This window comes from Hungatella hominis (assembly GCF_014288005.1).
Taxonomy (GTDB): Bacteria; Bacillota; Clostridia; order Lachnospirales; family Lachnospiraceae; genus Hungatella; species Hungatella effluvii.
Window position 1 is genome coordinate 346,870 of sequence record NZ_JACOPB010000003.1, and the last position, 12,488, is coordinate 359,357.

Annotated in this window: 9 protein-coding genes; all 9 read right to left on the minus strand. The window is 47.3% G+C overall.

Annotated features, from left to right (window positions below):
- Window positions 1–17: 17 nt before the first annotated feature.
- Window positions 18–1,250: a sensor histidine kinase gene (locus H8S75_RS09575; RefSeq protein WP_187021067.1), complete on the minus strand. Its 1,233-nt coding sequence runs from the start codon at window positions 1,248–1,250 to the stop codon at window positions 18–20.
- Window positions 1,240–1,962 carry a response regulator transcription factor gene (locus H8S75_RS09580; RefSeq protein ID WP_243270217.1) on the minus strand — a complete coding sequence of 241 codons (723 nt, stop codon included), beginning with the start codon at window positions 1,960–1,962 and terminating at the stop codon, window positions 1,240–1,242. The genes H8S75_RS09575 and H8S75_RS09580 overlap by 11 nt, the downstream gene beginning before the upstream one ends.
- A gap of 34 nt (window positions 1,963–1,996) precedes the next feature.
- A complete protein-coding gene (locus H8S75_RS09585) occupies window positions 1,997–4,774 on the minus strand; it encodes a hybrid sensor histidine kinase/response regulator (RefSeq protein WP_187021068.1) in 2,778 nt (925 codons plus the stop codon).
- Window positions 4,775–4,971: 197 nt separating this feature from the next.
- The gene (locus H8S75_RS09590; RefSeq protein ID WP_187021070.1) at window positions 4,972–5,304 is read right to left on the minus strand and encodes a helix-turn-helix domain-containing protein; all 333 of its coding nucleotides are present in this window, start codon (window positions 5,302–5,304) and stop codon (window positions 4,972–4,974) included.
- Window positions 5,305–5,308: 4 nt separating this feature from the next.
- Entirely contained in the window at window positions 5,309–5,962 is a 654-nt protein-coding gene (locus tag H8S75_RS09595; protein ID WP_187021071.1) for a PAS domain S-box protein, read from the minus strand.
- An 8-nt stretch (window positions 5,963–5,970) separates the two neighbouring features.
- Window positions 5,971–6,138, minus strand: coding sequence for a hypothetical protein (locus H8S75_RS09600; RefSeq protein ID WP_187021073.1), 168 nt, complete (start codon window positions 6,136–6,138; stop codon window positions 5,971–5,973).
- The gene (locus tag H8S75_RS09605) at window positions 6,135–6,779 is read right to left on the minus strand and encodes a tungsten formylmethanofuran dehydrogenase (protein WP_187021075.1); all 645 of its coding nucleotides are present in this window, start codon (window positions 6,777–6,779) and stop codon (window positions 6,135–6,137) included. The genes H8S75_RS09600 and H8S75_RS09605 overlap by 4 nt, the downstream gene beginning before the upstream one ends.
- A gap of 52 nt (window positions 6,780–6,831) precedes the next feature.
- Window positions 6,832–8,046: a hypothetical protein gene (locus tag H8S75_RS09610; RefSeq protein WP_187021076.1), complete on the minus strand. Its 1,215-nt coding sequence runs from the start codon at window positions 8,044–8,046 to the stop codon at window positions 6,832–6,834.
- Window positions 8,047–8,094: 48 nt separating this feature from the next.
- The gene (locus H8S75_RS09615) at window positions 8,095–12,483 is read right to left on the minus strand and encodes an N-acetylmuramoyl-L-alanine amidase family protein (protein WP_187021078.1); all 4,389 of its coding nucleotides are present in this window, start codon (window positions 12,481–12,483) and stop codon (window positions 8,095–8,097) included.
- Window positions 12,484–12,488 lie beyond the last annotated feature (5 nt).

Consider the following 12,488-nt stretch of genomic DNA (forward strand, 5'->3'; position numbering starts at 1 on the left):
CATTTTACTAAACCAAACTAACAATTCGGTGTCAGAGACCGCATATACTCATTATTTTCTTCTGGCGCGTGTTCATAAAAACGAATTACGTATCGTGCGCTGCAGTCCTTGCTGTTCTCTGCATAGAGCTCACCTCCCTGTCGTTCGACAATGGATTTTGCCAGAGCCAGCCCGATACCGATACTTCCCCGGACTGCCTGCTTTCCCCGATAAAAACGTTCAAACAGATGGGGGATATCCTCTGGGGAAAAGCCAGGGCCTTCATCTTCTATTGTAATCTGGGTATAGATTGGATTTTGCTCAGCTGCTGCGGTGATTTGGGAACCTTCCGGACTGTGTTCACTGCAGTTTTTTATAAGATTACCAAATGCCTCCGCAGTCCAGCCGAAATCACAGAAAAGAACGGAATCGCTGTCTCCCTGAATCACCAGGTTCTGCCTTTTTTGTTTTAACAGCGGATCAACCGCCTGCACCGCACTGGAAATCACATCTTTAGCCGAAACTGGTTTCCGGTTAAGCGGCAATACTCCCGCATCCAATTTGGACAGAGTTAAAAGCGAAGACACCAGATCCGTCATTCGGCTATTCTGGCTGATGATCGTCTCTGCCGCCTGTCTCTGTTTTTTATCGGTAAGGCTGTTAAGAAGCAGCTCCCCCATCAGGGATACACCGGTCAGCGGAGTCTTTAACTGGTGGGAGATATCGGCCAGATTCACTGCTAAATTTTCTTTTCCCAGCGCAGCCATCTCCCGGCTTTCCCGCAAGGCGGATACTGTCTTATACAATTCGTCTTCCAAATGGGAGAATTTATCTTCCCCTGAACGCGGCAGCACCGGATATACACCGCTTTCCACCTGCCGAAGATACTGAACCAGATCCGCAATCCGACGGGCTTCCCTTCGTCTTCCTGCCGCCAAAGCCAGTGCCGCAATTATAAAAAAACACAGCAAATAAAGCAGAGAGACACTGATGATCTCTGCGGCTATAAACCTTGCGTCCAGCAGTTGTCCATTATAACCGTAGGCGGAAAGTATGTTACGGCCGGCCAAAAGATCGGCGGCAGATGGAATTTTTAATGCCGCCATCACATCAGAGGCTTTATCCGGAAATACAGATGCCACCGCTGCCGCCCGATCATAGAAAGCCGCTTCGCACCGCCTGACGACAGAGACAGAAACCGCCAGACAGAACAACAGACACAATCCCATCAGACCTGTGGTAACAGCAGCTCTCTGCCCTTTACTTTTCATATCCATCCTCCGCTTTATATCCGATTCCCCGCACAGTCCTGATTATCTGCTGTCCATTGGGACCGAGTTTCTCACGAAGACGTCTCATCAGAACGGTCAGGGCGTTGTCCTCCACGTAATTCCCCTGCTGATCCCACAACGCCCCCAAGATCATAGCTCTGGTTACTGTCCGGTTTTTATTTTCCATTAAGTATTCCAGGAGCCGGTATTCTCCGGCAGTCAGCTGAAGCTGCTCTCCATCAGCCGTAGCCGTAGTTCCGGACTTATATAATGTCACAGGTCCGCAGACAATCGCATCGCCGACAGCCATGCTCTCTGTTTCCTCCCGCTTTCTGCGCCTAAGAACTGCGCCAATACGCGACAGCAGTACCCCCAGTTTAAATGGCTTCGTCACGTAATCGTCCGCACCTGTATTCAGTCCACAGATAATCTCCTGCTCGTCATCCCGGGCCGTCACGATAATCACTGCAGGACCGGCAGCCCGGCATACTTCATCACAAAATTGGAGGCCATGTCCGTCCGGCAGCCCCAGATCCAACAAAATCAGATCTACCTCCTTCCACGAAACCCGCCGGACTGCCTCCATGGATTCCGCTTCCAAAGTCTGGTATCCAGCATCCTCCAAAGCATATTTTAAAGCAGTACGAATGGTGTCATCATCTTCTATCAATAAAATTTCCTGTGCCATAATCTCCCTCGATGTCCTTTCCATTTTATAAAATTCTTCCCCTCAATACCTTTTCTCTTCAGACGATCCACCTTTTCAAAATCCCCACAAGATGTTCTAAATCAATGGGCTTTGCAATATGATCATTCATTCCCGCATTATGAGCCTTGCCCAGGTCCGATGCAAAAGCATTGGCTGTCAGCGCAAGTATGGGAATATTTTTTGCATCCGCGCGCGGAAGGGCGCGTATTGCTTCCGTGGCCTGATAGCCGTCCATGACCGGCATCTGAATATCCATTAAAATGCAGTTGTATTCCTGAAGGCCGGATAAACGGAATTTTTCAACCGCCTGCTGCCCATCCTCCGCAGTCTCTACCACAAGCCCCTGCATCTGAAGCAGTTCGACCGCAATCTCACGGTTCAGTTCATTGTCTTCCGCCAGCAGGATTCGCCTGCCGGTCAGGAACGATTGTGTCTGTTCGGTCAGGACAGTAAGTTCCCCCGTGCTGCTTCTGCAAAATTTATGGAGGGTACACGCCATCCTGGATTTAAACAGAGGCTTTGCTATAAAGGCATCCGCGCCTGCAAGCAGGAACTCCTCTTCGATCTCCGAGTAATCGTAGGCGGAGATTATAATAATGGGGACATCACTGCCCAGCTTCCTGCGGATTGCCCTGACAGTATCCAGCCCATCCATATCCGGCATCTGCCAGTCCAGAATGACAAAATAGTAATCCTCTCCCTTGTCCCGGGCCTCTGCAATACGGGTGACAGCCTCACTGCCAGACTGTACCCAGTCTCCGCGCATCCCCAGCTCCTTCAGCAATTCAGAGGCACTTTCACACACTATCTGGTCATCGTCTACCACCAGTACCGGAAGACCGGCCAGTTCCCCCCTGCACAGTTCCTCATCCTCACACACTTCAAATGTAACCGCAAAAATAAACTGACTTCCCTCTCCCAGCCTGGTCTTGATCTCGATAGTTCCGTTCATCATGCGTACGATATTCTCCGTAATGGTCATTCCAAGACCTGTCCCCTGTATCTTGCTGATACGGGAATCCTCAGCCCGAATAAACGGTTCAAAGATATGTTGTACGAAATCCTCCGACATCCCAATCCCGTTATCGGTGACAATGAATTCATACTGCCCCCGCCCCTGAATGATAGAAGGCATTTCTCTGAGCCGCAGACTGATGGTTCCTCCATCCGGGGTATATTTCACCGCATTGGACAACAGATTTACCAGAACCTGCTGCAGGCGGCCCAAATCTGTTACCACCTTCTCATGATGCACATGATCCGCACTGATAAACAGTTTGTGATGCTTTTGGCTGGACATGGGTCGGCATATATCGATGACGTCCTCCATCAAATCAGGCAGGGAAACTACTTCAGAGGACAGATTAATTTTTCCGCTTTCGATTCTGGACATATCCAGCACTTCGTTAATCAGTCCCAGAAGATGCCTGCTGGAGGTACTGATCTTACTTAAACAATCCTTCAGTTTATCAGGATTCGCCAGATTGGACTGGGCAATGACGGCCATACCCATAATAGCATTCATAGGTGTGCGGATATCGTGAGACATGGCAGAGAGGAAGTTGGTCTTGGCATCGTTGGCTATACGGGATGCCTGATAGGCATCCTCTAACGCCTTCCTCTGTCGTTCCTGCTCCATCCGCTCCCTTGTCACATCAATTCCGGCGCTATAGAAGGAGGCAATGCCGTCCCAGCTGTCCTCTGCACTGACATAGGTATATGTCATGGTCAGTATTTTCACGGTTCCGTCCCGCGTGATAATACGCCCCTCCGCCACAGTCTTTTTACCGTTTTTCCTGGAGCTGTCCATGATTGCTGCCGCCCGCTCAATATCTTCTGGATGAACATAGGTGCACTGGCTGTGCAGTTCATTTTCAAACTCTTCCCTGGTATATCCGATCAGATTCAAAAATTCACCGCCATACCAGAGTACAGTCCTCATATCATGTGCATCAACCCTAGCAAATCCTCCTGGGATCGCCTGGATGATCGCATTTTTCTCCTGATCCTTTTTAGCCAGCTTGTATTCCGTACTCTGCATGTCATGTGACAATTCAATGCGCGCCCGATGGCCTTCCCAGTTAATAGTCCGGTTCTTTATTATAAATGTTTTCTTTAGAACCGGATTGTCAAACTCCCAGTCATAATCCTCTTCCTCCCGCAGTTTATCGTTGGTACAGAAGGGACAGGGCGCATTTCGCCCCTGGATAACCTCATAGCATTTGTGTCCTAATACCTGCGCCGGAATTTTTTTCAGAGTTTCACATGCATTATGGTTCAGGTACAGCAGTTCATATGTATCCATGTCGCTGATGTATATATTGCCAGGATATGTATCCATAATCCAGCGAAAATACTGCCGCTTCTGCTGATACAGCCGGGTAATTTCCTCTTTTTCGGCCATCAATACATCCACATCCGATAATTCCGACTGAAACACAAGGCTACCTGTCTGCTCCAACACCGAACCGGAAAGCTGTATCCACAGGAAACTCCCCTCCATCAAAGGCAGCCGCACGGTCAGCTTCACATGACCACTTCCTTCTGTTTCCGCCTGTAACGCGGCCTGGCTGATCTTCTGAAAATCCTCAGGATAATCTGCATAGTATTGCTTCAGGTTATGATAAAGGCGGCGATATTCCTGTTCGGAACATCCGATTCTGTTAAAAAAGCTGGTATTTCCCCATAAAAAGGTCAGCCCCTCATCCAACGCACAGCTTATTACGCCGGTGTTAAGCGTATGGAATGCCGCCGGACATGAGATGGAGGAATTATTCGTCTGGCTTTGTCCTGTATATTCTGTTTCCATAATCATGATGTTTCTCCTGTATTCTCTTCACTCTTAGCTGTAAAAACTTTTTATTCGTTCACAACCAGCATTAATAAGAGTATAGCAAAGCTTGTTATAAATAGCAATAAATCAGTGGATTTTGTGGAAACAGAAACTAGAAAAGATCCGGAACAATGCTGTACCGGATCTCCATCTCTCATCACTTTTAAAAGACTATAATTTTAACTTTCTTCCAAATTAAGATAATATTTCATTAATTCTAAGGCGCACTGCTGTTTTCGCATATTGTAATGTCTTAAAATCCGGGACACACGAACGATTATAGAACCTTCGATCCCCTCATCTCTTCCAAATAAAACATAATCGACCGATATATCCAGTACCTCGGAAAGCTGCACCAGGGTATCTATCGACATACCGCAGCTGCCTCTTTCAATATCACCATAATAATGTTCTGCTTTTCCAATTCTGGCTGCAACCTCAGCGCCTGTCAGTCCAAGTTCCTTTCTTCTGGCTCTGATTCGTTTGGACGCCTTTATACGGTTATATCCCATAAAATCAACTAGCCTCCTCATGAAAAATCCTACGGGCATCAAGTATCTTTTTTTTCAGTTTACTACTGGTTCTGCGGATATTTTTTAAACAATTTTCACATGTCGTCTGGTCGGTTAAGTACAGTTCTGCTACGTCCGCCATCCCAGTAATTATATTGACCAACGAACGAACGTCACGACTTAATTCCTCCAAAAACTCACCTGTCAATTGCTTCATTTTATCCACTTTTTGGAGTTCAGAATTCAATTTTTCCGTCTTCTGCACCAACTCTTTTTGCGCTTCAAGGGTATCTGTAATATCATAAAACACACTCCATATTATTGGAATGCCTCTGTATTTTTCATTTGAAAACATTCCATTTATCTGAACCCAGGCCACTGCCCCGCGCTTTGACTTCACAGGGCATTCAAAACGGCAGACTGTCTCTTTCCTATTATAGGAGTCCTCAATCACCTTCATAACCCTGTCAAAAGTTTCCCTGTCTTTTTTATAATATTCATCAATTTTGTTATGGTATCTATTACTAAATTCATCTTTTGTATAGCCGGTCATCTCATAGGCATATCTGTTGGCCCAAAGAATGGTAAAATGTTTATCCATTAAATGCTTACTGATACCGAAATGCATGCCTTCTATAATTGTATCGAACTCACTCATTTTCTTTATTACACGATTCCCCTTGCCGCATTTCTTTGATTATCTTCCAGTTTAATCTGTGACCTCCACTCTTCCTGAAACGCTTCCAGTTCCCACATTCTTTTTAATGCCCGGCAGATTTCACAAATATTATCCGCCTGTTTATTCCTGCACTTACAACCGGTACAGATCATCATATAGCCCTTCCTCTTTTCTCTTTTTTTCTCTTTACATCTGTGAAACCGGAGTCTGCTTCCGTAATCCTGTTGTCTTCACAGAAGCTGCTTTCCACTTCTTTCAGCATACGGAATAATTCCAGAGCGCTTCGAAAACTGACATACTTTTTACAGGATAGCTGGCAGCGCAGCCTTCCCTGCATAGTCGCATTTCCCCGAAACAGAATCTGTATTTCCAGAGCCTCTCTGGTTACTGCCATCTGTTTCTTTAAAATATCCGACATCTCCTGCCAGCCTCCCTGACCTTTTCTCCCACGCCTTTTTTGTCCGCCTTTTTCTCTTCCTTTTGAAAGTCCGGCATACTGCTCTCTCTTGTCCTCCTGCAAAAAACGGGGTTTCATAGACAGCATGGGAGTTCCCACAGATTCACATATCTCATCTATCTTTAATATCAACTGATCCAGTCCGCAAAACGGGACTGGCTGGTTAAGGCAGCGATTCACAATTACTCCGAATATCCGGTTTTCCGTCTGACCATGGATACAGATCATCATAATACCTGACCAGTCTGTTTTTTCCATTACATGAAGCTGTTCTTCCATATCCCGCCTCTTTGCCATACTTTCATCAAACTGGTCACTGGCTTTATTCTTGTTAGTCATAAACGCTCCTTTCTGGCCGACGGCACTGTTGTTCTCCCCTTCCATTTTACAGTTAGTTTAAAAATGTGCTGTATTGGGGAGTATACTCCATTTCGATTTTGCATACCTTGCTGTTGGCTTTACGGACTGCAATGGTATAGCGGTCCAGTGTATTCTCAACCGGAGTTACGGTGTAAATAACATAAAGAGTTGATGAATCGTCTTTCTCATAGCCATCTTCTGATAATATCGTTTCTAAATCGGCCTGGGACATTCCGATCGTGATCCCTTTGGCAATTGTAATCGGCACCTTTGCATCAAACTCATCTGATTTTACTTTTATGACAAAACAATTACGGATTGATGTGGCCTGCTCACTGTAATTGTTGGCAATCACCTTCAGGGTCTGATTGTCTTTCATCAAAGTCACCCAACCATAACTGCAGCCTGCAGCCTGCATATCAGAAGAGCCCTCCACAATTTTCCAGCCGTTTGCCTCAAATACGCTGACCGGGGCCGGCAGCCGATACAATGCACCGCTGTAATTGACCGTAAAATCTGCAAATTCATTGCTGACGGCGTCAGGCGCTTCATATCTGCCTACTGCTTCCGGAACTTCCGCACTGACTTCTCCCGGTATAAAATCTTCCGGTTCTGCATAATTTTGTATTTGAATCTTTGACAGCTTTTTTGACTCGCTGTCAATGGAAAATTTTATGGACTGATACATTCCTATATGGTACTCAATACTCGTAAAACCGGAATCGTCCGTATTCTCATAGCCCGGTGTTCCATACGCTGCCCTGATCTCAGCCGCCGTCGATTTTCCGATCTTAATTCCCTTTGCCGTGCCGGCACTTGCCCCGGCTTTATCCAGTTGATAGTTATCTACACTAATGCCGGCTATATAACATTCACTGCGTGGCTTTGCATTGATATCAAAATTTATTATATCAGCATAAACCTCCAGTTCTTCTTTAGCAAACACCCGGGTTCCGGCAATATAACCGGAATCCAGATGCTCTGATTCATCTCCATCGTACACCCATCCGTTTGCTGCAAATTCTGTGTACTTCATTGGAAATTGATATACTTTGCCATTAAGCTTAAGCTGGAAGCTGTAAATATCATCAGACAGAACCGGGGCCGGGGCCATTTTTGTATTTTCTTCTGCTGTATATTCCTCTGTCTCTTTGTCTGCCTCAGCCGTTTTCACCTTATTACTGCACCCATTGATAGAAAACACTGCCAGGATAGCCATAACCACAATAAAGTATGTTTTACTCAACCTTTTATTCTCCTGTTCCTTACTTTCCAGGAATACAGCCCGGCCCCCTTATGGTGTCTCCCTGATCCACCTTCCGTCTTCATCTACAGGATATCCATCCGGTGTGATTCCTCCTGTATACAATGAGCCATACGGCTGCCCCGCCAGACTTACCGGGCTTAAGAAATACCAGTCATTGCCCAGATTCTGCCAGCCTGTAAGCATTCCGCCGGTAAACTGATTCAGATAATACCACTTTGCATCTTTTGTATCAAAATACCAGCCAATTTTCAGACGGCCATGTTCTGTTCCCTGTTCAGCATTCAGATAAAACCACTGTCCGTCTGTATCCTGATACCAGCCGATATCCATAAAACCTTCTGCATCAAAATGGTAGGTATAAAGCTGAGATGAGTTTCCATACTTTACATTCGCCCATCTGTTTTTAAGCCTCTGTCCGCTGCTTAGGATAAATCCCCAGCGGCCTGCATCTGTACCAGTCTGTTCCCAGTATCCGTCTGTCCCTTCATAATATGTTCTGTAGCTGTTAAAGGTATGGCCGGGACCCACACTTCGTCCGCTGCGTCCTGACCCTGATCCGCCCCCGCTTCCTCCGCCGGAATGATCCGGTGTTTCCGGATTATCGGGTTTCCCCGGCTTGTCCGGATTATCGGGCTCCTCCGGTTCATTGGGATCTCCTCCTGAACTGATGGAGTCCACAACTGCTTTTAATGTCTGATATGCCTGCAGAAGTTCCTCCAAAGTTGGACGGTATACCCGGTTTGCTGTCTCCAGCGCCGCATCCACCGCGTCACTTAATATCTGTCTGTTTTCCTCACTTACCGAGGTATTGTTTTTCAGCGCCTGTGCGGCGGCAATCTGTTCCATCAGCTTCTGCCTTGCCGCCTGCCATTCCGTATCATCAGAGGCCTGATAAAGCACATACAGTGCCTCGGACCTCGTTACCGGAGCAGTAATATCGTATGCAGATGCTGCTGTCTCTGTCTTTCCCAGTCCCTTGTATTCATAAATCAGCCCTGTGACCGGATCTGTGTAATCTTCAAAGATATTCAGGCTTTCGAAAGCTTCCGATTCTTCCAGTGAAGTTCCTGACTTCACTTTAAGTCTGTGGACCGCAGCTCTCCTGCCATCCATGATCTTTATCTCATGGGCCTTTAAATAGGTGAGCAGATAGGTTGCACCCACGCTTGCATCAAAAGCTACAGTTCCGGTAAAAGATTCGGTGCTGTCATTCGGGTCGGGGTCCATCGGGATTTCGGTGCATACCGGCATCCCTTCAGAGTTTTCCACCTTCCAGAGCCTGTAATCCAGATATCCCAGCATGCTACTGTCTATCTCGCTGTATACTCTGATATCCGGTTTTAAATTCCCCGTCCCCGGAAGCGCCTTATTGGTTCCCCCCACTTTTCTTGCCAGTGAAGAGCTTAGTGCCCATGGTATCTTTACATACTCTTCGTCTCCCAGTTCTGCCTTCACGGCATTGGATTCCGAAGCCTTCGGTGCACGCCTGTTAAATTTAACAGTATATTCTACATCAATTCCGTCTGCCATCGCCGTCTGGTCCTCATGATTACCAGTCAGCGTCTGAATCAGAATATCCAGAGCGTTTCCGGATAAATCAAGGGCATTTTTCCCATCCTTAGGGGAATAATCTATCGTGGCATTTCCCGGAGTTGCCGTCGGAGGCGTCTGGTAGACAGCCTGCAGGATGACATTCTGTCCCGGCATAGTCAACGGCTGATTTCGTCTGACCGCGAAAATCTGCGGGCTGCCAATCAGTGTGTTCCACTGCTTAAATGCCTGTCCGTTATGATCCGTGGTCTCTGCATTGATTTTTACCGTGTCCCCCTTCTTTACTATCGCGGACACCGCATGTTCTTCCGTCTCAACTACATTGCCATCTCTGATAATTTCATCGATATAGCCGCCGTTAGTCAGAGTTACTGTATAAGTTTCTTCCTCTTCTCCATCATGGATCAGCGATACCTGGGTCCCCATAATCCTGCGTTCTTCCGGCTGCACGGTTTCTCCGACATGCTTTGCTACAACAATATATAACTGATTGGGTTCCAGATTACCAAACACAACTCCGCTTTGCCGGCTTCCGGAAGCAACCCAGCCTTCAGCATCGGCTCCGGGCACGTGAATGACCGTTCCGTCAATATCCAGAATCGCATACAGGGTATCGGGAGCCGCGGGATTCACAGTTAGCCGCATCCGGCCCTCCACAGTGTCCTCTCCCGTCTGGTAATTGCTGCCGAGCGTCGGCACGTTCACCTGGGTTGGTGGTCCGAAATCGGATGGATCTGTATGATCCGGAAGAATGGTTCCGACAGCAGGATTTGCGCCCAAAGCAAGTTCATAAAGATAGTATGATGTGCATGGATACAGTCCATTGAAATCACTGTCCTGCAGCTGCACCCCATTCTTTACTTCCAGCACGCGGTATTCTTCATCTGTCAAAGCGTATCGGCGGCCCACATTTGCACCGGCTGCCGTAATCCTGCCGCTTCCGTCTCCGGCAACGGAGCCTCTCGCGTCCGGCATGGCCAGAATTCCGTCATCTGTCATGTTGGCCGGAACAAATCTTGCCGTATAGTGCTGATTGGCCAGAATTGACTGGCTGTCCTGCACCCGGTTTCCGCCTTCATCAAACCAGCCCGCAAATGTATAATTCTGATCAGGAACCGTTGTTGGCAGCGTCAGATTCGACCAGAGCGTTCCCTTCACAGTATGGATAGAGGTCTGGCCCGAAACAATCCCGTGCGTCCCTGCCCCAAAGGTCAGATCATACCATTCATTCGGATCTTCTGTAAAGTTTGCAAACAGCTTTGTATTGCCTGAAAGCGACAGACTTCCCTCCAGCCGCTCTCCCGTCTTATCGCTTCCATTTGCATTGGCCATATACCAGCCGTCAAACAGATAATGCGGAGACGGTGAAAGTGTAATGCCTGCTGTCAATTCGTCAAGCGTATAGGTTCCATGTTTTTTAAATTTCGGTGATATCTCTCCGGATATAGTGCCGTTAGTTCCGTTATAGTATTCAATTTTGGACCAGTACGTCGTATCGGATAGATTTTCATTGTATGTAATGGTCACTGTGCCTCCCTGCATATCGCTGCTCAGCGTCAGTTTCCCAGTATTGGTATCAAAGCTTCCCTGATTCCCTGTAAAGTGCTCATCCCAGTGAATGTTTGGCGGGTAATCGTAACCGGTCTTTTCCGGCACATCTATCATAACAGGATCCGCCGGGGTAATTTCCCGTATCTCGTCATCTTCCAGAGGATTGCCGTGATTATCCACTCGTTTTACCTGAAGCATGGTACGAAAATCCGGATCAATGTTGTACGTATAGGTAATGGTGACCGGCTGATTCGCCATTTTTCCGGTAAAATGTTTCGCTTCATTGAAGTGCCCCCCTGCATCAGCTGCAGAGTAGATGCCCTGTCCTTCCAAATCCGTCGTCCCTTCAAACCCCGGCTTTAACTGCCCGCCCTGCACGGTGTATGCGTTAATCGCGGCCGGTGCTATATCGATCTCCGCCTCTGCCGGAAATGTATAGGTATCCGGAGTCTTAATCGCAACACCAAAGGCATCTACATACTCGACATTCACCGCAAATTTTTTGGTTGGATCCGGTTCATAGCGGTAAGCCACGGTCAGGTCATCATTCGGCATGCTGCCGCGGACTGCATTCGTTGTGGAGTTGATACCGGCTCCACCGTCAAGAGTTCCGTTACCGCTTGTTTCATCATACTTTCGTACTTTATTATTTTTTATCAGAACTGATTTTAAACGATAACCCGGAATATCTCTCCGGTAAGTTGCGGAGATTGGCGTATTCGCCATTACCTCTCTCATCCAGCCTTCAGATTCATAAAATTTCCAGAGATCAGATGCTGCATCTGATGGCCATGCGCTGGAATCGCTGCCGTCATTGTTATTATCCCTGGCCGTATTTAAATCTCTGTAGTGCATCACCGTAAATTTAAACGGTGTTGTCGCGTTTCCTTTCCACACGGCATTGTACGAACTTACCTCTGTATAGGGAAATGCATACGGCAGAGACAGGATCTTATTCCCCGCCTCATTATACCAGCCGTCAAACGTATATCCAGCCCACTCCACATTAAATTCCGGAAGTTCCGGGCGCTGACCTGAGCCGAAATCGTCTGTTGGAATTCCATCAAAATCACCGGAAGCAGTCAAAGGGTAACCTGCCTGGCCTGTGGCAAAGGATACTCCATTATCCCGTCTCGGCATACCGCTGTAATTGGAGTGAGATAAATTGGGTCCCGCCTGCGGATCAAATTCGATGACAGACTGTTCTCCGTAATTTACCGCATACACCGGGATACCCGGGGCAGCCATGGAAAATACCATGACTGCCGCAAGCGCCCCTGCCAGCTTAGACTTTATGTTAAACTTTCTTCTCATCAAGT

Bases quoted from the DNA above. Each gene is read 5' to 3' on its own strand.
- H8S75_RS09585 (WP_187021068.1), bottom strand. From the start codon at position 4,774: ATGATTATGGAAACAGAATATACAGGACAAAGCCAGACGAATAATTCC.
- H8S75_RS09595 (WP_187021071.1), bottom strand. From the start codon at position 5,962: ATGAGTGAGTTCGATACAATTATAGAAGGCATGCATTTCGGTATCAGT.
- H8S75_RS09600 (WP_187021073.1), bottom strand. From the start codon at position 6,138: ATGATGATCTGTACCGGTTGTAAGTGCAGGAATAAACAGGCGGATAAT.
- H8S75_RS09615 (WP_187021078.1), bottom strand. From the start codon at position 12,483: ATGAGAAGAAAGTTTAACATAAAGTCTAAGCTGGCAGGGGCGCTTGCG.
- H8S75_RS09575 (WP_187021067.1), bottom strand. From the start codon at position 1,250: ATGAAAAGTAAAGGGCAGAGAGCTGCTGTTACCACAGGTCTGATGGGA.
- H8S75_RS09605 (WP_187021075.1), bottom strand. From the start codon at position 6,779: ATGACTAACAAGAATAAAGCCAGTGACCAGTTTGATGAAAGTATGGCA.
- H8S75_RS09580 (WP_243270217.1), bottom strand. From the start codon at position 1,962: ATGGAAAGGACATCGAGGGAGATTATGGCACAGGAAATTTTATTGATA.
- H8S75_RS09590 (WP_187021070.1), bottom strand. From the start codon at position 5,304: ATGGGATATAACCGTATAAAGGCGTCCAAACGAATCAGAGCCAGAAGA.